21 protein-coding genes are annotated in these 21665 nt (G+C 60.1%); 12 read left to right on the forward strand and 9 right to left on the reverse strand.

The annotated features are described in order from the left end of the window. Window positions 1-111: 111 nt before the first annotated feature. Window positions 112-300, reverse strand: coding sequence for a hypothetical protein (locus VF436_RS19405; RefSeq protein WP_330905697.1), 189 nt, complete (start codon window positions 298-300; stop codon window positions 112-114). Then, entirely contained in the window at window positions 297-1481 is a 1185-nt protein-coding gene (locus VF436_RS19410; protein ID WP_330905698.1) for a PepSY-associated TM helix domain-containing protein, read from the reverse strand. The genes VF436_RS19405 and VF436_RS19410 overlap by 4 nt, the downstream gene beginning before the upstream one ends. Window positions 1482-1731: 250 nt before the next feature. Here VF436_RS19410 and VF436_RS19415 point away from each other — a divergent pair, with 250 nt between their 5' ends. Beyond that, window positions 1732-1947 carry a tautomerase family protein gene (locus VF436_RS19415; RefSeq protein ID WP_330905699.1) on the forward strand — a complete coding sequence of 72 codons (216 nt, stop codon included), beginning with the start codon at window positions 1732-1734 and terminating at the stop codon, window positions 1945-1947. Between the two features lie 61 nt (window positions 1948-2008). Here the strand turns inward: VF436_RS19415 and VF436_RS19420 are convergent, their stop codons facing one another. From VF436_RS19420 to frmR, 4 genes are all read right to left on the reverse strand, one after another. Continuing rightward, window positions 2009-2548: a lipocalin family protein gene (locus tag VF436_RS19420; protein WP_330905700.1), complete on the reverse strand. Its 540-nt coding sequence runs from the start codon at window positions 2546-2548 to the stop codon at window positions 2009-2011. A 96-nt stretch (window positions 2549-2644) separates the two neighbouring features. Continuing rightward, window positions 2645-4312 carry a methyl-accepting chemotaxis protein gene (locus tag VF436_RS19425; protein WP_330905701.1) on the reverse strand — a complete coding sequence of 556 codons (1668 nt, stop codon included), beginning with the start codon at window positions 4310-4312 and terminating at the stop codon, window positions 2645-2647. Between the two features lie 157 nt (window positions 4313-4469). Continuing rightward, entirely contained in the window at window positions 4470-5579 is a 1110-nt protein-coding gene (locus VF436_RS19430) for an S-(hydroxymethyl)glutathione dehydrogenase/class III alcohol dehydrogenase (protein ID WP_330905702.1), read from the reverse strand. Window positions 5580-5649: 70 nt separating this feature from the next. Beyond that, a complete protein-coding gene (gene frmR / locus VF436_RS19435; RefSeq protein ID WP_330905703.1) occupies window positions 5650-5925 on the reverse strand; it encodes a formaldehyde-responsive transcriptional repressor FrmR in 276 nt (91 codons plus the stop codon). 257 nt (window positions 5926-6182) lie between these two features. On the opposite strand from frmR, the gene VF436_RS19440 reads away from it, so the two are divergent. Genes VF436_RS19440 through VF436_RS19450 form a run of 3 tightly spaced genes read left to right on the forward strand, consistent with a single transcriptional unit; the run spans window position 6183 to window position 7035 of the window. Continuing rightward, complete coding sequence (locus VF436_RS19440; RefSeq protein WP_330905704.1) at window positions 6183-6422, forward strand: RebB family R body protein; 240 nt, start codon at window positions 6183-6185, stop codon at window positions 6420-6422. Next, window positions 6419-6808 (forward strand): RebB family R body protein, encoded by a 390-nt coding sequence (locus tag VF436_RS19445; RefSeq protein ID WP_330905705.1) that lies wholly within the window; start codon window positions 6419-6421, stop codon window positions 6806-6808. The genes VF436_RS19440 and VF436_RS19445 overlap by 4 nt, the downstream gene beginning before the upstream one ends. Then, window positions 6805-7035, forward strand: coding sequence for a hypothetical protein (locus VF436_RS19450; RefSeq protein ID WP_330905706.1), 231 nt, complete (start codon window positions 6805-6807; stop codon window positions 7033-7035). Before VF436_RS19445 ends, VF436_RS19450 begins: the two co-directional genes overlap by 4 nt. A 16-nt stretch (window positions 7036-7051) precedes the next feature. On the opposite strand, the gene VF436_RS19455 is transcribed toward VF436_RS19450, so the two are convergent. Continuing rightward, on the reverse strand, window positions 7052-7354 hold the full coding sequence (locus tag VF436_RS19455; protein ID WP_330905707.1) for an IclR family transcriptional regulator domain-containing protein: 303 nt from the start codon (window positions 7352-7354) through the stop codon (window positions 7052-7054). Window positions 7355-7785: 431 nt separating this feature from the next. Between VF436_RS19455 and VF436_RS19460 the strand changes: the two genes are divergently transcribed. From VF436_RS19460 to VF436_RS19490, 7 genes are all read left to right on the forward strand, one after another. After that, window positions 7786-8901: a hypothetical protein gene (locus tag VF436_RS19460; RefSeq protein ID WP_330905708.1), complete on the forward strand. Its 1116-nt coding sequence runs from the start codon at window positions 7786-7788 to the stop codon at window positions 8899-8901. A gap of 517 nt (window positions 8902-9418) precedes the next feature. Next, window positions 9419-12037: a hypothetical protein gene (locus VF436_RS19465; RefSeq protein WP_330905709.1), complete on the forward strand. Its 2619-nt coding sequence runs from the start codon at window positions 9419-9421 to the stop codon at window positions 12035-12037. Between the two features lie 291 nt (window positions 12038-12328). Further along, on the forward strand, window positions 12329-13330 hold the full coding sequence (locus tag VF436_RS19470) for a hypothetical protein (protein ID WP_330905710.1): 1002 nt from the start codon (window positions 12329-12331) through the stop codon (window positions 13328-13330). A 9-nt stretch (window positions 13331-13339) separates the two neighbouring features. Further along, on the forward strand, window positions 13340-13570 hold the full coding sequence (locus VF436_RS19475; RefSeq protein ID WP_330905711.1) for a hypothetical protein: 231 nt from the start codon (window positions 13340-13342) through the stop codon (window positions 13568-13570). 829 nt (window positions 13571-14399) lie between these two features. After that, on the forward strand, window positions 14400-14588 hold the full coding sequence (locus VF436_RS19480) for a DUF6229 family protein (RefSeq protein ID WP_330905712.1): 189 nt from the start codon (window positions 14400-14402) through the stop codon (window positions 14586-14588). A 91-nt stretch (window positions 14589-14679) separates the two neighbouring features. After that, the gene (gene lanM / locus VF436_RS19485) at window positions 14680-17547 is read left to right on the forward strand and encodes a type 2 lanthipeptide synthetase LanM (RefSeq protein WP_330905713.1); all 2868 of its coding nucleotides are present in this window, start codon (window positions 14680-14682) and stop codon (window positions 17545-17547) included. 8 nt (window positions 17548-17555) lie between these two features. After that, entirely contained in the window at window positions 17556-19253 is a 1698-nt protein-coding gene (locus VF436_RS19490; protein ID WP_330905714.1) for a cyclic peptide export ABC transporter, read from the forward strand. Here the strand turns inward: VF436_RS19490 and VF436_RS19495 are convergent. Continuing rightward, complete coding sequence (locus tag VF436_RS19495; RefSeq protein WP_330905715.1) at window positions 19183-20127, reverse strand: LysR family transcriptional regulator; 945 nt, start codon at window positions 20125-20127, stop codon at window positions 19183-19185. The genes VF436_RS19490 and VF436_RS19495 overlap by 71 nt on opposite strands. Window positions 20128-20262: 135 nt before the next feature. On the opposite strand from VF436_RS19495, the gene VF436_RS19500 reads away from it, so the two are divergent. Beyond that, a complete protein-coding gene (locus tag VF436_RS19500) occupies window positions 20263-20799 on the forward strand; it encodes a hypothetical protein (RefSeq protein ID WP_330905716.1) in 537 nt (178 codons plus the stop codon). A gap of 18 nt (window positions 20800-20817) precedes the next feature. Here the strand turns inward: VF436_RS19500 and VF436_RS19505 are convergent, their stop codons facing one another. Continuing rightward, window positions 20818-21480, reverse strand: a complete 663-nt coding sequence (locus VF436_RS19505) for a glutathione S-transferase family protein (protein ID WP_330905717.1) — start codon at window positions 21478-21480, stop codon at window positions 20818-20820. Between the last annotated feature and the right edge of the window lie 185 nt (window positions 21481-21665).

Genomic DNA, 21665 nt, shown 5'->3' on the forward strand with positions numbered 1-21665 from the left:
AGCGCGTAAAAGCGCTTCAGTCGCAGATGGGGCTCTGAAAACCGCCAAGCCGCGACCTGAGTCGCGTCTTGCTTTTCGCGTCTGAAGTCACTCCTGCGCGATAGCTATCCTTCAGGCCTGTCGCTTCAGTGGCAGGCTGAAATACAGGCAAACAGTGACGGGTATGGCCAATCCTGCCCAGGCCAATACTTTCCAGACCATCGGTTCGCCTAGCAGGGCGGACAGCAGGCCTGCCATGGTCAATACCGCCAGCACGAGCGGGATGCCCCACACCTTGCGAAAGCTGCCATGTGTGTTCATGCGCTCACCCTTGCCGCGGCAATCGCTTCATGGGCCGCGGCAAGTTGGGCCAGGCGCGCCGATTGTGTATGGCGTCGCGCCACCCATAGGTACAAGCCGCTGCACAGCACGATGATGGTGATCAGGTCCAGCAACGCCCACAGGATCTTCAGTGGCAAGCCGCCGTAGTCGCCGAAATGCAAGGGTCGCGATACCTCCAGCGCGCGCAGATACCAGGGCATGCGTACGACGTCGCTCAACTGCCCGCTACGGGCATCCACCAGCACCGGGCTGAACAGGCGTGAGGTCAGCGTGCGATCGCCGTGCGCCCAGAACAGGTAGTGATAAGGACTGCCAAACGGGTTGCCAGGAAACACCACGCTGTCGATGCGCATCCCGGGCACCGCGTGGCGCGCGGTTTCCATGGCCATCTGCACCGAAGGCAGATCGGCTTGAGCCGGTGCTTTTGCCTGGCCCTCATAGGCGCTGAGCATCTGCTTGACGTCGGTCTGCTGCCAGATGCCAAACAAGGGAGTGGACAGTTCGTTCAATACGCCGGTTACGCCAACGACCAGCGCCCATGCCAGCGTCACGATGCCCAGCAGGTTGTGCAGATCCAGCCACTTGAGTCGGTTGGCGCGCCCGCGCCGTACCGTGCCGAAGTCGAGCTTCTTCATGAATGGCCCGTACAACACCACGCCGGACACGAGGGCAACCACGAACAGCACGGCCATCAATCCCAGGAACAGCTCGCCTGGCAGGCCGATGAAGAGGTCCGAATGCAGGGCCAGCATCGTATCGATGAACGTCTTCGAGCGTCCGGAAACCTTTCCGGCGTCAATCAACTTGGCGGTGCGGGCGTCGGCCCGGATCGGGTGCATGACCGACGGATCGGCTTTCAACGCCGCGAAAGACGGCGCCATCCAGATGAAAACCTGCGGTTCGTCGGTATCGACGAATATCGAGGCGATCACCTCATGGGGATACAAGCCATGGGCCAGGACAGTGAAGCGTTCCAGGCTGGCCGTGGGTGTATCGGCAGGCAGTGCCTCGTATTCGTGGGGCTGCAACCAGTTGTCGATCTCCTCATGGAAGACGAGGGGAAGTCCCGTCAGGCAGATCAGCAACAAGAACACGGTGCAGATCAAGCTGCTCCACTTGTGCACCGCATACCACCGTTTGAGCGAACGCGCGGACGTCATGATGGAAGCCAGGTCCCTTACTTGCAAATAAGAATCACTCTTGATTATGCGGGTTTTGGCACCGTCCGGGAAGTGTGGCGAGGTGCGATGTCCAGCTCGCGACATGGCTGACGATTGTTTGCCCGGTCCGAATGATGTTGGCGGATACGCGGGGTTTATCCGTGCCCCTGGTGCGCACAGACTTCCGCCACGGCGCAAGACGAACCAAGGCGCCGGCTCATCGACAGACCAAACGCACGAGGACCGGGCCATGCCCTTTGCCAATTTCAAGTTCCCCGAAGGCATCATCGATGCCGAACGCAAGGAAGACATCATCCATCGCACCACGGCGCTATTCGTCGAATATTTCGGCGAAGGAGTCAGGCCTTATTCCATGGTGCTGGTAGAGGAGGTCGCCGACGGCGGCTGGGGCAGGGCCGATGAAACCCCGACGCTTGCCAAGATGGGACTTGCGCCGAAGGAATAGGCGACACTCCATGCGCGGCGCTCGCTCCTTGTTCCTTGCCTTGGTGGCGAGCGGGCGTTGTTCAGTGCAGCGGCGCGGCCATGACCAGTCGATCGATGGCGTATCCGCGCCGCGCGCTGCGATCGATGATCGCCCGGAACAGGGTGCCTTCCATCGATGGCTCACGAGATAATATCCACAAATATCGGCGGCCAGGGCTGCCGACCACGGCCCATTGATAGGCCGGATCGTGTTCGACGATCCAATAGTCGGCCCACACCCACGGGAGCCAAGCCAGCCAGCCCGGTGCGAAGCGTACCTTCAAGGCACCTGCGGCGTTCCCGGCTGGCCGCGCGATCCCTTCGGCCGTGGCGATGCGGCCGTCATGCTGCCGGCAGGCATTGGAAACACGTATGCGCCCGCCAGGTAGCGATCCATAAGTGGCCGTGATGCGGTCGGCACATCGACACTGGAAAAACATGGGCAGATGCGCGATTTCGTGCCATTGGCCCAGATAACGCGCAAGGTCCAATACTTCGACTGGCCGGTTGGGCAAGTCGTTGGTTGGCGAGGACGATGCGACCATGCTGGCGAGCATCGGGCGGTTATATCCATGCGGCATGGGCGAGCACTCGTGACAGGGAGGATGTGGTCGGCCGAGGAATTTCAGCCGCATCCAGCATGATGGAGTCTTACCCGGTCGCGTGTCGCGATGGCATCAAAACTCCTGCCATACACCAGATTCGACCGACTGCGCAGCGGGCAGAGCCTTTGCAACGGCCAGGGCCCGCCCGGGCACAACGATTGCCCCAGGCGCCTCATTGTGTGGTGCTGACCGGGTCACGCCGGCCTCGCTGTGCACGGTAAAGAACGCCACCTGCTTCATCAGGTCTTCGGCAAATTCCAGGGCCTGTCGACTTGCCGCGCTGGTTTCCTCGACCAGCGCCGCATTCTGCTGCGTGACCATGTCCAGCGATGCCAGGGCGTTGTTGACCTGGGTGATCCCAGACGACTGCTGGTCGGACGCCGCGGCGATTTCGGTGACGATGCTCGACACATGTCGCGCCACGGACTCCATGTCGCCCAGCGCTGTGCCGGTGTCGCGGACCAGCCGCGCGCCGTCCTGTACCTTGCTGCGCGTCTCCTGGATCAGTCCCTTGATTTCGCGGGCGGCCGATGCACTGCGTTGAGCCAGCGCGCGCACTTCGCCGGCTACCACGGCAAAGCCGCGGCCTTCATCTCCGGCACGAGCCGCCTCCACGGCGGCGTTGAGTGCGAGCAAGTTGGTCTGGAAGGCAATTTCATCGATAAGCACGGCAATGTCGGCGATGTCCTCGCTGGCGCGCGTGATCCTGTCCATCGCATCGACCGCCTGGCTGGCCACGCCATGGCTGCGCAGTGCGCTGTCGCGCAGGCTTGCAGCCAGGCGCTCGGCCTGGACCGCGCCGTCGGCGTTCTGGCGTACGGCGGCCGTCATTTCCTCCATGGATGCCGCCGTTTCTTCCAGGGAGGATGCCTGTTCCTGAGTGCGCGAAGAAAGATCGTCGGCGCCTGCCGAAATGTCCCGCGCCGTCTGCGTTACCTGATGGGCATTGTCGCGTACCTTTCTGACGATCTGGGCCAATTGCTGATCCATGGTGCTGATCGAGCGCAAGGTATCGCTAACCTCATCCCTGCCTTGCACATCCAGTGCGTGGTTGAGTTCACCCTGGCTGATCCTGGCCGCAATGTGTCTGGCACTGAGTAGAGGCTTGAGGATGGAGCGTGCGAGCACCGCGCCGATAGCCAGCAGGCCAAGTGCACTCAAGCACAGCGTGGCCACCAGAAACCACCAAGTGCGTACCTTGATGACCTGTGCACGTTCGAAGTCGGCTGCCGCTTGGGCTTTATTTGCGCTGACGATGTGGGCAATATCTACGTTTTCCTGTTCAAACGATGGACCCACCTTGGTTAGCATCAAGCTCTTTGCCGCACCATAGTTGCGCGCCTTGAGCAGATCGTTGACCTGCGCTTGCAAGGCACGCGCGGCAGTGCGCGATTGCATGAATTGTTCGGCTGCCGCTTTTTCGTCGGCGTCCTTGATCTGCGCGGGATAATAGCTGTCCCATAAGGCATTCATGCGCTGCACGTTGATTGCCGCGTTGTCCATTTCGTATCGTGTGCCTTCGTCTGTAGATTGCAGCAGCGCGCGATTGAGCAACGTACGATTGGTGCTGAACAGATGCTGGATTTCCGTGACTTCGGTAATCGGGATCAGGTTGCTTTGATAAAGCGAAGCGAGTCGCGCTTGAGTCTGGCTCAGCGCTACCAGGCCCACGGTACCGACGGTCAAGGCGACTGTGACGGCAAGGGCGAGAAGGAGGGTGATACGTGTGCTGATCTTCATGGAGAGGTCCTGGGGTCGGCACTCTCTTTATCGGCTTAAGATCTTGCGGCTGTAGAAAATAGTGATCGTTTTCACAAAAGGGGAGTCGCCGCGATGTGTGCGCTCCACATGATGTAAGGCCCCTTGCCAGGATAGCGAGGGGCTCGATGTTCGTGGCTTAGAAATGAATCACGGTGCGGATCGACTTGCCTTCGTGCATCAGGTCGAACGCTTCATTGATCTGCTCCAGCGAACGGGTGTGCGTAACAAAGGGGGCCAACTCGATCTTTCCTTGCATGGCATCCTCGACCATGCCCGGCAACTGGCTGCGTCCCTTGACGCCACCGAAGGCGGTGCCCTTCCAGGAGCGCCCGGTCACCAACTGGAACGGGCGAGTGGAGATCTCCTGACCAGCACCTGCGACACCGATGATCACCGATTGACCCCAGCCGCGATGTGCGCATTCCAGTGCAGCACGCATCACGTTGACATTGCCGATGCACTCGAAGGAGTGATCCACGCCCCAGCCGGTCATTTCCACGATCACCTGCTGGACCGGTTTGTCGAAGTCTTTCGGATTGACGCAGTCGGTAGCACCAAACTGTGTAGCCAGTTCGAATTTCGACGGATTGGTATCGATTGCGATGATGCGGCCGGCCTTGGCCTGCCGCGCACCCTGGATCACCGCCAGGCCGATGCCGCCCAGGCCGAATACCGCCACCGAGTCGCCTGGCTGCACCTTGGCGGTGTTGTGCACGGCGCCGATGCCGGTAGTCACTCCGCAGCCAAGCAGGCAGACCTGCTCGTGATTGGCTGCGGGGTTGATCTTGGCCAGTGACACCTCGGCGACTACGGTGTACTCGCTGAAAGTCGAACAACCCATGTAGTGGTAGATCGGTTGGCCGTTATAGGAAAATCGCGTGGTGCCATCGGGCATCAGGCCCTTGCCCTGGGTGGCGCGCACCGCCACGCAAAGATTGGTCTTGCCCGATTGGCAGAACAGGCACTGCCCGCACTCGGCGGTATAGAGCGGAATCACATGGTCGCCGGGTTTGACGCTGGTCACGCCTTCGCCCACTTCGACAACCACGCCGGCGCCTTCGTGTCCAAGCACGGCCGGAAACACACCTTCCGGATCGTCTCCGGACAGCGTGAAAGCATCGGTATGGCAGACGCCCGTGTGGCTGATCTTGATCAGCACTTCACCCGCACGCGGCGGGGCGACATCGATCTCGACGATTTCCATGGGCTTGCCGGGGCCAAATGCGACGGCTGCGCGTGACTTCATGGGTAGTCCTCTTAGATACATGATGTTGAAGAACGAAGCGGTCGGATGATCGTCTATCCAATCGCGAGAATTAGCGTAGATAGGTGCGCACCAGTGTGACGATGTCCTCGACCACCTCCGGCGCACGCTTGCCCTGGACCGATGCCTGCGCGAATTCCTCACGCAGGTGGCTTTCAAGCACGCCCGCCATCAGGCCGTTGATGGCGCCGCGCACGGCGGTGATCTGCTGCAACACCGGGCCACACTCGGCCCCGGCCTCCAGGGCGCGTTCGAGTGCATCGAGTTGGCCGCGTACGCGACGGACCCGGGCCAGGACGCGATTCTTCTCTTGGGCGGTGTGCGGCAAGACGATCTCCTAATACTGGTGGGGAGTATATCGCCAGCGAGGCCTTGCTGGTCCATCCCCGCCCCTCCAGGCGGCTCACGCCTGGAGGGGCGGGGATGGACCAGCCTGGGATCTCGAATCCGGCCTGCATTGAAAGCGCTGACGTGACATCGCTTCGTCATCAGTGCCAGGGTAAGGTCGCCCCGTCTTGCGGCTGGTCACGCGGTCGTCGTACTGTGCGGCCGGATCACGCACCAGTCAGGGAAAGGGAGGGGGCAATGACTGCAGTCAATCCGCAAATCACGGATGCTGTCACGCAATCCAACGTCAAGGTCGTCGGCGAGGCGCCAGCCATGGCGGTCGCCGCGCTTTATCAGCATATCGCTCATGCCACGGGGCTCGGCCTGCAAAACGCGGTAGCCAACCAGCAGAGTGTGAGTTCCATCGCGATGGCGGTCGTCACGCGAAGTGCCCAATTATTGAGCACGACACCTCATGCCGACGAGGCTACGCCATGAGCGAGAACCAGGAAGCAGGGCATTCCGGTGTGGATTGCGCGCCGGGTTTGAATCGGCAGGTCGTCGAGGCGGTTGAGGTAGTCAACGCCCAGGTGCTCGGATCGTCGGCCGCCGTTGCGCAAGCCATGACCGACCAGGTGATGGCGCAGGCCATTGGCATGGCTATGCAAAACGCCGTGGCCCAGCAACAGCATCTCTATACCTTGCGCAACGCGATCACCACGGCCGTCGTGCGCACCATCCTGGAATCGAATGCCGAGGAAGCCGTGCGCTTTGCCCGCGAAATGCTCGCCGGTGACGACGTGGCGAGCACACTCGAACGCCTGGCCGCACTGATGAAGGATGTCCAGGCCGGGCGCAAGTCCAGCGACGGTGGCACGGCATGAGCGCGACAACGCTCAATGATATGACCTATCCCACGCAGGACGATGTCGCCGCGCAGTTGGCGCGTACACGTGCCGAAGTGCTTGCCACCATTCTTGCGGGGCAGGCGGCCGATGAAGATGCCGGCCGTTACGCCAAGCAAGCCATGAGCGTGGCCATGGAAGGTGCAGCGCTGGCCGTGCGTCTGGCGCAGCGCTACACCCAACAGGCGGGCAAGGCTCCCGCGTAGAGCCGGGCAGCCGGAATCAGCGCGCGGTTGAGCCGGTGTACCGGACGGTGGAAGAAACATCGGCCGCCGCGCGCAGCAGCGCGTCGACGTGTGGCCGGTCGTGTGTGGTCGGCAGGTAGTGCACGGAACCAACGATGGCGATCGTGCCGAACAGTTCGCCGTCTGCGTGGAAAATCAGCGCAGCCAGGGCGTTGATTTCGGTGAATAGTCCTTCGGGTGCGTCGGCCCAGCCACGCCGGCGCACCCGTTCCACCTCGCTGAACAGGCGATCCGGATTGACGATCGTGCGCGCGGTGCTTTGCTGCAACAGCTTGCTCAAAAGCTTGGTGAGCAGTTCTTATGGGTCAAAGTAATTCCGGACATCAAACTGGCCCGCTACTCAAAGCGGAGCGTCGACCCCAGCACTGATGTCTTCAGTGAGGTTTTTGTGTGCGATGTAACCGACCATCCAATCGCCAATGACCTCGCGAACGCATTCGACCCAGGCCGATCAGATGCGGCAATCATAAGAAAACGCTTGGCGCAGCATGGTGGGCGAAGGAGGGAGTGGCTCGCCCAGTTCTGATGTTCCGATAGCCAAACAGCACGCGAGAACGCTGGACGAAGCAGGTATCATGCCGACGCACCCATGGCGGCATTCCCGGGTTTGGCTCTTTCGGCTCAGCACATGGCCCATGCAAGGTGGGCTTTTTGGTATGGGCGGGCGATTTCCGGGGCGTGGGGCGTCAAATACATTGGGAGATCAATATCATGGGACGTAGCGATATCGTTTTATCCGGGCGCATCTTCAGGGGGTTTTTGCTTGGCGCTGTCGGTTTAGCACTGGCCCTGCCGGCCGTGGGCGCAGGGGCTTCGGGCGCCGAGCATTTGCAACTTCCGACACCGGACGGGTTCCGGATCATCAAGCAGGACAAGAAGGGTGTCGAGATGCTTCCGACTGGCGAGTCGGCAGACAAATGGACACGCAGGGTGACCACGCAGATCTTCGGCGGCTATGTCAGTTCGAAGTTCTACCCCGATTACCGCGCCTACATTGAAAAGCTCAGCAAGGAACAGTGTGCGGACGCGCCCACCACGACCATCCAGGAAGGGGAGATCGAGGGCTTGCAGAATCACGTGTGGATTCAGAAGTGCATACCCAAGAATGAAGCCACACCGCCGGATTATTCCTTCCTGCGTTTCATCCAGGGCAACGATGGCGCGTACATCGTCATTGCCGAAGTCAAGTTCAAGCCTTCCGACAGCCAGCTCAAGAACGTTACTGACATTCTCGAATCGGCCAAGGTGGTAACCGATGCCAAACCCGCCGTTGATAACCCTTATGCGGTCAAGGATGCACCTGAAAAACCTGCAGCTGATACGCCGACCGAAAGCGGCCTGACCGGTGAAAATCTGCTGCAAGGTCTCCCTGCCGGTTTCAAGATTGCTAATCACGGCAGGTCGGCAACAGGCATGGAGCTGACAGAAATGGTTCCGCAGAATGAGACCGTCGACAATTGGACACAAATGGTGACCACGCAGGTTTACCTGGGTGTGACCGATTATTTCGACGCGTACAAGGCAGAAATGGCCAAGCGCTTCAAGGATAATTGCCAGCAGGCGGACGTGCAGAACATCCGTGATGGCGAAGAAAATGGCTATGCGTTCCACGTCTGGATGCAAAGCTGCCATCAGAGCGACGTCAAGGCCAAGCCGGAGATTACATTTTTCAAGTATATCCAGGGCAAGGACAGCTCTTACGTCGTGCAGCGTGCCTTTCATCTGGAGCCAAGTCGCGACCAAGTCACCGAGGCGGTCAAATACCTGCAGCAGATTCGCGTCTGCGATTCGCGCAGCAAGGAAAGCCCATGTCCGGCGACGGAATAATTGTCTCGCGTTGAACGAAAGAAGCGGCCTTCGGGCCGCTTTTTTTTATTAGCACTCTATTTGCGCGATCGTGCCAGCGCGATTAGTCGACATGTCAGGTGTCTTGGCTTTACGCCGGCGCATGGCATGCGATTTGTCGACGGCCTTAAAGCCGATATTCGTATTTTCTTGCGGCATTGACTACTCCCTCATTTTCTCCGATAACCGCAGATGTGAATTGCTTCACGCCACTTTCACGACGGAGTTGGCTCAACTATGCGCTGGGGTGAATCAAAATCCAGGGTCTTTCCCCACGCAGTTAACCGCGCGAATGCGCAGGTTTTGGTTGTGCCTGCGTGTTGGTGGTGCATTGGCATGTAAATCGCCCGTTGTTCCAGTAACGCTCGTTGGCAAGGGAAGACATGGATACTTCGTCGCAGCCGCAACAGACCGTCAACTGTGTCATCGCCTGCGCCCATCGGGCGGTCATGCCTTGGGCATGTGGCGATATGGGTGCATCTCCCATGGGGGGGCGCCCATGAACATGAAAACCGTCGCCGATCGGGCTTTCACCTTGCAACTGGGCGATAGCCTTGACCTGCTGGCCGGATTACATCCTGGCTGGGCGGGCGGCTTGGGGGGAGCCCCGTTTGCGGTACTTGAGCATCGTGCATTTCGTAGTTTCGCTTGCCTGGCTCCGTTGGAGCGCGGTGCCTGGAGTGCTCCGGAGATCAGCTTCCACGACGACGCGGCCTCGCTGATCGACAACCTGTTCGATTATCAGGTCCAGCCTTTGGCTGGCCACGAGGGGCGCTTCGAAGCGCCCGTCAGCAGCTTGATGTTGCGCCAGGAGCAGCGGCCGGCAGCCTTGGCAGCCCTCAGTCGACTGTTGGGGTTGCCGATCGGCGTGATCGAGCGAGGCGGCCTGGTGCTGTTGCGCTGTCGGCGTGAGGACGCCGTGCATCGCTATGAAGTAGCAGAAAACGGCAGCATTCCCCATGGCATGCTTGAACGTTACTGGACGTGCGAGGGGCGTTACGCAGTCGGCCGTCTTTGTGCTCTTGAGCCCCAGCGCGGTGCCCTGGCGTCGCGCCAGCATGACCTGCAACGCTACGCCGATCACCTGCATCGCTATGGGACGCATTTCGTATCACATGTCGCGCTCGGTGATCAGGTCTACCAGGTCATCGCCTGCCACGCAAAGCGTTACGGCCTGCTCAAGGCCCTGTGGCGCCAGATGGCGCCCCTCGATCCGCTGCAGGCCGCGGTCGCATTCAATACCTACATGGGACGCGAATGGATGGCCGGGTATGGGCGCATCGCCAGTGCGGCGGCTGATCCAGCCTTGTCGTCATTGAAAGAAGTTGGGGTATGGCATGATGCAGCGCACGAAGTGAAGGAAAACCTGCTGCTGCCCTGGCTGGAATCGGCGGAGCAGGGTGTTTCGCCTTTGCATGCCTGCACGCAGAATGCCGTCGTGGGCATGCGGCTCACACAACATAGTCCATACATGGATGAACGGCACGCTGGCATCTGGGAGCGTACGTTCCAGGGCGCGCTGATCCAACAGTATGGCGACAGCATCCGCATGCCGTTTCCCGCGCGCACCTATACGGCGATTTCCGGTCCGGTCAGCCAGGACGACGAAATGCTGGTGTGCGCCACGCCAGATGGTGTGCTGGCCTGTGGCGATACCATCCGGCTGGACGCGGCGTTCCAGGCCCGCCTGGGCAAGGCGGATACGCTATATCTGCTTGCGCGTCGCATCGTGGTGCCCGCAGAAGGTGCAGTCGCCTTGCCGGGTACCCGGATCATCTGGCTGGCGTTTGAGGTGGATGCCGCCGGTACGGACGACTGTGTGCCCGCGGTGTCACTGGCCTCGGCCTCGCTCGATGATTTCCTATGCCTGGCCGCCCGCGTGCGCGGTGCTATCCGCCTGGTTGCTGCCGATGGCCGTCAGCGCACCTTGTTCGAGGATTTGCAGTTCGACACCGATGCGCAGGGGCTCATTCTTGTCAAGCCAGTCACACAGGTCTACGCTGCCGCGGTCCTGGCGGCGGTGCGAGCGCCGTTGGCCGGATTGCTTGCCGACGCCGAAGCACGGCTCGTGCAAAGCGTCGCGGTGCACCGGACGGAAGCCGAACAGGCGGCTCGCCTGGACCTTAACTGGCTGGCCGGGCTGCTGCACGATACGCACATTGCGGCGATCGACGAAACGCATCGACCATTCTGGGAGAGCATGCAGCGTCGGGCCTGCTTCCTCGCGGCGTTCGGGCCATTCCTTGATCGTGGTCACGACGTAACGGTCAACGCTACCATGCGTGTCGCCTCAGGCTTGCTACAGCGTCAACGCGCGCTGGCTCAGGGCGCCGAGCCGGTGGCCGATGCCGCGTACGAGTCGCTGATTCAGGCTCTGCGGCATGCATCCGAGGCCTTGGTGCCGCGCGTACTGGCCAAGCGCACCGATAGCGCGGAACTCCTGCTCTCTCACTGTCTGAGACAGGTGGGCGTGGCGCGTGAACGCACCAAGCAGGCTTTGCGTCACTATCAGCAGCAGGCCCAGGCATGGGGGATCATCCACGCCCCCTGGGAGCCTGCATCTTTCCTGCGCGATGTGCTCGCATGGCATTGGCGAGTGCCGTCGATACCAGAGGGTGCGTGTCGCCAGACCGCGCATCCAGGCTTGGCCAAGGCGGCAAGCCTGCTTGGCGATGCCGAACAGATTCGCGTGCAGGCACGCCTGCTGGTGGCCTTGCTCGGTCACGAGGCTCATGTGGGCATGGATGCCGTCCGCGACGAACTGGGCGGCTCGCATGCCATCGCCATGCCGGTGCATGCCTGGGAGACCATGTCCTCGATCTGGAGCACCTGGCTGGATGAGCAAGGCGACCATCGGCTGAGCGCGGCCGCGCTCAGCCTGAGCGATGCCTTCCAGGCCTTCGCCAAGGCGGGCGCGCGCCTTTCCGCGCTGGTGCGCATGGCCCGTCACGAACTGCATCGGCGTTATCGCGAAAACTGGCATGTTGCGCTGGATATCCCCGATGCCGCTACCGGACGCGTATACCAATACGTCCGCTATTTGCGCCTGCAATTGATCGAAGCACAATCGACGTTGCCGCGCGAGATGCACGAAGTCGCCAGTGACATGCTGCCCTGACCGAACCGAGCCTCAAGTCGCAGGCTCACCGTTGACTTGAGAGCGACTTCGGTGGCGATGCGAGGCGCGGCAAGAGCGCGCCTCGCAGAGGTCGTCAAAGCTCTTCAGGAACTGCTTTGGTAAGCACGGCACGGGCGAACCAAAAGGTTATCATGCCGCCTTTTCGCGTGCGCCCGTTCATGGCGGTCGCACTCGCCGGGGATTTCAGGAAGGCTGACCACGATGCAATCTCGAATCATGCATGGACACAGGCCCGCAAAATGGATTGTTGCCCTCGCTTGCGGCCAGGCCATGTCCATCGCCCTGGCGGCAGGGGCCAATGACGAGCATCTGCAATTGCCCGTTCCAGTGGGCTTTCAACTGACGCAGCAGACGGTATCGGGCATCGAAATGTTGCCGCCAGGAGAATCCACCGATCACTGGACGCGCCGCATCACCACCCAGGTCTACCAGGGCATGGCAGGCCCCGGGTTCTACGATGACTACCGCGCACGCATCGAGGCCGTTAACAAAAAAGACTGTGACGACACGGCGTCTTCCACCATCAATGAAGACAAGGTCGATGGTTTGCCGAGCCACGTCTGGTTGCAGGCCTGTCGCTTCAAGAGCCCTTCATCGCCACCGCACTATGCCTTCTTGCGTCTGGTGCAAAGTGGCCGCAATGCTTACGTGATCATGGAGGAACTGGCGCATCATCCGCAGGATACGGAAACTGCCGATGCGATCACGGTCCTGCTGTCGGCCAAGGTGGTGCATGGTGCTGCGAATGACACGGCCGCTCCGGCGCCGGCGCATGGAGCGAGCGTGGCGGCAGATGGTGAGATCCTGATGCAGAGTATCCCGATCGGTTTCAAGGTGATCAACCAGGGCAAGACATTGCGTGGCGTTGAAATCACCGAGATGATTCCGCAGGACGATGCGCCTGACAACTGGACCCAGAAGATCACCAGCCAAGTGTATGTCGGCATGACCGACACCAGCGCCGATGGCTTCAAGAAGCTCTTCGTACAAGGCGAGAAAGGCATTTGCGATCACGCACGCACGAAGGATATCAGCGACGGAATGAAATACGGTCATGCTTTCCAGGTATGGTCACAGACCTGCCAGCAGGATGCCGACCACGCATCGGAAAGCGTGTACTTCAAGTACATCAAGGGCAAGGACAGCAGCTATATCGTACGTTGGACGTATCGCGATGCACCCACTCGGGAGCAAGCCGATGCGGCCATCGAGTACCTGGATCGTGTCAGGCTTTGTGACAATCGCAGCCCGGACAATCGTTGCCCGCCTTAGCGGCTATCCATGAAGACATTCACCGCTATGATCGCCTCGATCCTGAAGCCTGGCGGGTTCATCGTTGCCATCCATGCCCCGGGAAACCGCGGCTCCTTTATAAATTTCACGAAAAATAGTTCTCATTTAAGTTTGCTGACTCCTGCGCAACGACATCACCTGAAAAATTCTGATATTCGCCGCTTCGACAAAAGTCTTACCGCCTTGAAGTTACCAGATCAACGATCTTGGATTCGATGAAGTTACGCTGGATTCCGGCCCTGGCTCCCATTGAGAGATTCCGCGCTTTACGATTCGACTCGAGGGTTTCTGGGTTTCCTCTCGCCTTCGAGGTGCCTTGCCATTCATGTCGTGGGTGGCGACGTTTATTCTTGCATCAGGCTTGCTTGTCTTGGTTTTTCTGTATGGTGGGTGCCCTTTTATCCGTCATGGCCGAGTAACCCTGAGGGGGGCTTTCCGTGTATCGGCTCAATACCGCTTCGACGGCTGGAGGTATGGGCGGTCATGACTTCGCGTTACAAATTTGAATAATGTGACGGACGCCGCGATCCTTTGGCGAAAATCACATCATCCTCATCAAAACAGCATATCGACCAAACTGCGGCTCATAAGGGAGTCCGAAAAAGCCCCGTGAATATCGGCATTCCAATGCCTCCTTCGAGGGGTGACAGATTGAATGGTTTATTCAGGATGTTCAGAGGTCGACGGCCGGGTTGGTGCCAGTCAATGAGAAAGATCTGGATACCTTCATGAGCGAACAAAAGAGGGGCTTGTGGCCTGACAACGGGGTCTGTTTAGCGATTTCCTGATTGGGTTTCCATAGAAACGCGCACTCACTATATGCGTGTGTGAATGTATGCCGCTTTGTCGTAGATGATTTTTGAAGTCTTTATCTGACGCAATATAAGCATTCCTCTTTTGAGTGTCATTCTGGCCGATATGGGGTCGGCTATTTTGCGGCAAATTTCCAAATAAACGATATGCCGCCGCGGATGCGCTCACCGCGGTCATGGCTTGTGCGGTCATCGTGAGCGCCGTTTCAATCCACTCAACGTAAGGAGTACACATCATGCAGACCGAAAACATCATCGAGGGTTGGCTGAAGGGCTCTGAGAGCGTCAATGGGTACAGCAATCCGGCGGGTCCTCTCTATACCGAGGGCCAGTCGGTAACCATTGCCGCCGTTACCAATACGGATATGGCTCTGATGACCAACTGCAGCGGCTGTACGGCCTCCCGGCCGGGCTATTGCTGCTGATCAATGCAATCCCGGCAGCCGTGACCTTGGTGTCACGGCTGTCTTGCGGGCCGACAGCTCTTCTCCCTCGATTGCCTTGCCAGGTGCGGATATGAACCAGGTGCCGTCAACGACGTTTGCCACAGTCATCGATTTCCTCACGGCCGATGCCCGGCAATCAGTCATGGCACGCATCCTGGCGCTGCCTGGTCTGGATGCCGCCGAGGCGGCAGTGCTAACAAAAGAAGCCCATCGAGCCCTGCATGACAGTGCCGAACGCAAGCTCAATCGCGTGCTCCTGCTCGAATTGCACGCAGCCAAGCTGATGGGGCAACTCACGGCTACCGAGGAGTCTGAACGATTCACCCAGTTTCTTGCCCTGGCCACGCGCCCGGAGTTCAAGGAGACCTTGCGCGGACGTTACCCTGTGCTGGAAAGTCGTCTAGCACACGTCATGACCCAGCAGAGCCAGGCCATGATGCGTCTGGCCCAACGCGTGGCCGCTGATCGGTCGGTGCTGGCGAGCCTGCTCGGCCGAGACCCTGGCAGCCTTCAGGCGGTCTCGATTGGCGAAGGCGATGTCCATGACGGCGGACAGACCGTGGCAAGACTCGATTTCGCCCATGGCACCGTGATGTACAAGCCACGCTCGTTACGTATCGACGCGGCATTGCAGGCCTTCCTGGAAGGTATCTTCCACGATCAGGCGCAAGCCATCCGCGTACCGGCTGTGCTCGATCGCGGTGAATACGGTTGGGCGGCCTTCGTCGAGCACAGGCACTGTGCCGATGTTCATGAACTGAAGACCTTCTATCGCAACATTGGGCACTGGCTGGCCGTCATGCGCCTGCTTGGCGGCACCGACGTGCATCATGAAAACCTGATTGCCTGCGGTCCCGTGCCCTGCGTGGTCGACGTGGAAAGCATGTTCGTTCCCGAAACGGCGACACACCCTACCGGGTTGGGGCATGCCGTGGATCTGGCCGAGGCCATGATCCGATCATCCGTTCTGCGTACCGGCCTGGTGCCATTTCGTGCACCCGTGCTTGGCCTGGATGGCGTGGATATCTCAGCGATCGGCGCCTTACCCGGTGAACAGCCGAGCATTCGTGTGCCGGAGATTGTCCAGCATGGAACGACCGAAGCGCACGTCGATCTGGTAAACATCGAGTTGGGCAAGGCAAAGAACCATCCTTGCGATAATCCCGACATCTCCCAGTTCTGGCCGGACATCGTCGTCGGCTTCCAGGAGCTTACCCGGCGCTTCATGAAGCTGCATGCCGAAGGCAAGCTTGCCGCTGCGTTGGCTGGCTTTCCCGGCTGCCGAATCCGCCGCATCCGGCGTCCGACGCATGTCTACGTTGAGGTAATGCGCATGCTGTGGCACCCGGCTTCGTTGCATGACGAGCCCGCGGCGATCGAGCGTGCGCGTGATCTGTTGGCCCAGAACGCCGCAGTCTTCACTATGGCGCCCTCGGATCCGGCGGTCATCGCCGGTGAAATCCAGGACATGCTTTACGGGGATGTTCCCGTGTTCGCGCATGCCCTGGAGCAGCACCAACTCGACGAGGTGCTGGAAGGCTGGCTTTCCATGCGATTGGACCTGGAAGAGCTGACCATTCGCGGCGCGCTGGTCACGGCACATCTGAACACGCGGCTCAATGATGACAAACGGTCGGTATACGACATCACTGCCCATCATCCGCACGCCGGACAATTGGACAGGCGACGCAGGGCGATGGCTGCGCTGACTGTGCGTCAGTTGCTGCAATTGTCCGTTCGCGGCCACGATGGCGGCGTAACTTGGATCAGTCCGGTGCTAGGCCGTGGTGGCTGGGCCATGCGTAGCCTGGAAGCCAACCTTTATGTGGGCCTAGGCGGCATCGCCATCGCTCTGGCGGGCTACCTGCACGAGAGTGCCCATGGGCGAGCCGATGAGGTCGACGGAGTAGAAGAGGCTCTCGAAGGTGTGCTTGATGTCTTGCGTCGTACGGAGGAAGCCAGGCCTACGGAGGCGGTTGGCGCGTTCATAGGCCTGGGTTCGCAGATCATTACTTGGCTGACGCTCGATGCCCTATGTCCGGGACGTGGTGCGCTGGAGCGCGCGGTAATGCAGGCTCAAGCCATGGAGTCGAGCGAGTTCGACCGCGAAGACAAGTTCGACATACTCGAAGGCATCGCTGGTGCCATCGTGCCCTTGCTGCAATTGGCCGAGGCTACAGGAGATCGGCGTTGGTTCGACCTGGCGGCATTGGCGGGCCGTCGACTCGAGCAGGCCGCCCTTGTCGATCAGCGGGGTGCGCGTTGGCCGGCAACAGTCTTCAACGAACCTCTGGGTGGGTTTGCGCACGGAGCCACCGGCATCGGTTGGGCGTTGACGCGGCTTGGTCTCAGTGGCGCAGGCCATGAAACCGATCGTCGTCGCTGGTTATCGCTGGGGCGACTCGCCTTCGATTTCGAGGAAACGCTTTACCATCGGCAAGCGCGTAACTGGATTGACGTACGCAAGCCTGACAGCCGCGACTTTCCCAATACATGGTGCCATGGCAGCGTTGGTATTGGCCTGGCCGCCTGCGATCTGTATGGCCGCACCGGCGAGGATCGGCACCTGGATACGCTGGCGCGGGCCGTGCAGGCTGCCCAGCGCAGCGGGTGGGGCTACAGCCATACGCTTTGCCATGGCGACCTGAGCATGTGGGAGCTGCTGATGCGCGCGAGCAAGGTAGCGCCTGATATCGTCGCGCCCGAGATCATGCCCGGCAGTGCGATCATCCTGTCCAGCATCGAGGAACACGGCATCGTTGGAGGACTGGCCAGGGATGCGTTCACGCCAGGCTTGATGAGTGGTATTTCCGGGTCTATCCATCAACTGGCCCGGATGCATCCGGAGTGCGATATTCCTTCGCCGTTGCTGATGGAATGCCGGGTGGGTGAGTACGAGCGCAACGGGATGTTCGAGCGCGAATTGCTTACCGCCTGATATCGCCCATGATCCTGAAGCGCTTTGTTCGCAGGCACTACCGATCGTTGCTGGGAGCCGCCTCGCTTTCCTGTGCCAGTGCCGGAACAACGATAGTGCTGCTATCGCATATCAATGCGCTCGCGTCAGGCGGAGCCCCGGCATTTTCGATGGGCGCGCTTGTCGCCGGGCCACTATGGATCGGCCTGTTCTGGCTCGTGGTGTTGCTGGTTACCCATGCGTCGTCGCAATGGATGCTCGCTCGCCTGGGCGGCGACCTGGTGGCGCAGTTGCGCAGCGAGCTTTCGCGGCAGTTTATCGAGATGGACTACGAAAAACTGGCGGACAGGAAGCACGCCGTTTTCGGATCATTGATCGAAGACGTTGCCAATATCGCACCGTTGGCCCTGGTCGCTCCGCTGTTGGCCTACAATCTATTGCTGGCCATGCTGTACGCTGGCTACCTGGCCACCGTATCAGTCACTTTGTTGTGCATTCTTGCCTTGTTTTTGACGGCCACCTTTGCCGCATCGATCTGCCTTGAGCGCATCATGCGCACAAAGTTCGACGAACTTCGGCAAGCCAACGAAAAAGTATTCGAGTACTTCCGGTTCATCAGCGACGGCAAGAAGGAGATGAGCCTGAATCCGGCGCGGGCGACGCATTTCATGCGGGAACTGATGCTTCCGGCCGTCGTGCGCGCGCGCTCGAACATGGTCAAGGTACATACCGGCCTTGGCCTCAACGAAGCCTGGTCGATGACGGTGATGTACGGGTCGATCTTTCTGATCGTCTATCTTGGGCATGCATTTCTAGCGTTGCCGCAGGGGACCATCATTCACTTCGTGATCGGCGCGATCTTCCTGGGCGGTCCGGTCAACTTCATCGTCAGCGCTGGTCGTCAGGCGACGTTGGGGGCAGCCAGCCTTCGTCACCTTGAACGTGTCGGCCTGAAATTGGATACCATGCCGCGTGACATCGGCAGCCAGCGAGAGAGCCGGCCACATCCTTGGTGCCGCATCGACATGGAGGGTGTCTGCTACAGCTATCCGGACAGCATTGCGGCCAAGCCTGCATTAGGGCCTGTCAGTTTGCGCATCACGCGGGGTGAGATGGTCTTCATCGTTGGCGGTAATGGCAGTGGTAAATCCACCTTGCTCCTGTTGCTGAGTTCGTTGCTCGCCCCACATGCCGGCACGATATGCATCGATGGCGTATCTGTCGATGCTGACATCGGCGCTTATCGCGAGCGATTCACGGGAGTGTTTGGCGATTTCTTTCTGTTTCCGCACGTGCTCGACCAGGCCGGCCATGTGCTATCCGATGCAAGAATCAGGCAATGGTTGTCGTTGCTTGGCCTGGAGGAACAGGTCCAGGTGCATGAAGGTGAGCTCTCCAGGCTTTCGCTATCCACGGGGCAACGAAAGCGCCTTGCGCTGCTGCAATGCTACGCGGAAGATCGGGATATCTTCTTCTTCGACGAATGGGCGGCGGACCAGGACATCCATTTTCGCGATCATTTCTATCGCCATGTGCTGCCGGAGTTGAAAAGCCGGGGCAAGACGATCGTTGCGATAAGCCACGATGACCGTTATTTCCAGCTTGCCGATCGGGTCATCACGCTGGCGAACGGACAGGTGATATCCGATTCGGGAGCTATCGACGGCTCACCGCCGGATCATGATCATTCGCTTGTCTCACTGGGTGTTCCCCTGGAGCTGTCGTAGCCTTCACGCATTGGCGCAGCCAGCGATGCGCTGGATCGGCATCCTGGCGCGGATGCCAAAGCATGGATACGACGATTTCCGGCATAGTAAAGGGAAGCGGAAAACCGTGCATCCCCAAGCGCAAGCTTTGCGTATGCCGTTCCGGTACCGTGGCAATCAGTTCGCTATCGCGTGCAAGTGCCAGGGCACTGGAGAATCCGCCCACGACAGCGGCGACTTTTCGCTCCATGCCCAGTGCTTTCAATGATTCGTCGATGGGCCCCTTGTCCGTATGATGTCTGGCGTCGAGAACGTGACCCCATGCGACATAACGCGCGGGCGTAACCAGGCCTTCGCGCAGCGGATGACTCGCGCGCACGACCCCTATGAAGCGATCGCGGAACAGGGTTTGCGTCCACACCTCGGGCCCTGTCCTTGTGCTGACGACGCCTGTTTCAAGGTCCACGCTGCCGTCCCGCAAACCGGCGCTGCTTCGATCCGTCCTGGGTAGGAAGCACAAGAGGACGCCGGGCGCTTGGCGGACAACGCGGGCGACGAGCGTGGCTCCGAAATTCTCAACGAAGCCATCGCCGACCCGTAGTGTGAAGGTGCGCGTGAGTTGCGCGAGGTTGAGTTGTTCGGATGGTCGCAATACTGCTTCGCCATCGCGTACCAGGTCTGCAACGCGATCGCGTAGCTCCATGGCGCGCGTCGTCAGGGCCAGTCCGCGCCCGGCTCGTACCAGCAAGGGATCGCCCGTGACTGCACGCAACCGCGCCAGCGCCCTGCTCATGGCGGAAGGGCTGAGCTTCAGTCGCTGCGCGGCTTTTGCGACGCTTGCTTCGGCAAGTAGAGCGTCGAGTGTGACCAGCAAGTTGAAGTCGAACTCGGACATGGGCGCTCCTGGTCGGCATCGGCATGATATGGCGTCAGATGCACGAATAACATGCACACCACGCGCGCTCCGCCATGCCATGGTCGGGCCTAAAGTAAGCGACACCGCAATCGTCAACTCGCCGGACATCCAAGCATGGTCACAAGCACGCTGGAAACATTCATCGATAACGTACGGGAATCGTGGGGGCCGTTGTCGTCTTCATTGGTTGCCCGATGCCACACGGAAATCGAGGCGCTGGCCAGGGCGCCGTCCAGCGAGGGCTGGCTGGCGCAATTGCATGAAGACATGCCTGCCAGCAAGGAGCTCTATCGCGACCCCATTCATGGGTTCCTGGTGCTTGCGCATACCGAAGCCCGGGGGCATGCATGGCCGCCGCACGATCATGGCCGTTCATGGGTCATCTACGCCGTGCAGCAAGGCGAGATGGAAATGACTACGTACGGCCGCATGGAATCTCCTGCTGGCAACGTGCGCCTGGTGCAGCGCGAGACTTATCGCGTAATGCCAGGCGAGGGCAGGGTATACCTGCCAGGCGATATCCATGCGACGCGCTGCCTGTCTGAGTCGGTGCTCTATCTGCGCCTTACCGAGCGCGAGTTGAGCCGGGAGCGTGAAGAAGGCCATATGACCCGTTACATCGAGCGCGACGGTGTCTGGACGACACCTTGAGCCCGGTGGCGCCTGCGATCAATCCCTGTCCGGTGCCCCCAGCGGGAAAGATGAGCGGAAGGGACGTGCATCTTCAACAGCACAAGCAAAAGACGGGCGCGCCAGCAGGCGCGAACGATAGTCGCCCAGTGTCGTAAGCGTGGCTGGAATGGGAGACACCCAGTCGGCATAGAACAGCGAAGGTGCAGCCGCACAATCGGCTAATGTAAAGCGGTCGCCAGCAGCCCAGGTTTCACCAGTCAGGTAAAGGTCGATCCAGCGATAGGCGCGGTCGAGTTTCTCTGTGGCCTTTTCCAGCCCTTCACGCTGCCGATCGGCGTTGCCGGTGAGTGCCCCATCAACGGCCCACTGGGCTGCATTCATCACATGCGGGTCGAAGAAACGATCCAGGAAGCGTACATCGAGCGCAGCGAGGGCGTCATCTGGAAGCAGCCTCGTCGAGCCTGAATGCGCCACTTGGAGATATCCAACAATGATGCTGGTTTCCACCGCGCTACGCTCGCCGTCGACGAGCAAGGGGAATTTACGTATCGGCCAGCGTTTCAGCCATTCGGCTGTATTCTCTGGCGTCTCGGGTCCGATGCTGCGAAACGAGAAGGGAGTGCCATTCTCGTACAGTGCGATCAGTGCCTTCTGCGTGTAAGAAGAAAACAAGTGGCCGTAGAGCGTGAGCTTGGTCATACGATCATCCGGTCGTTTACGAAGACTGGACGACACCAGTCATTACCGACATGCGTGCAATCGAAATGCATTTTTCTGGACCTTCTTCGTCGCCACGATCGCCGATCCATGTACGCTGCCGCTTTGGCGCGCCATCTCCTCCAGCCATGCCGGGGGGGATGGCGCACAGGCCATGCAAGCTATTT

The sequence above is a fragment of the Dyella sp. genome, assembly GCF_036384435.1.
Classification (GTDB): domain Bacteria; phylum Pseudomonadota; class Gammaproteobacteria; order Xanthomonadales; family Rhodanobacteraceae; genus GSA-30.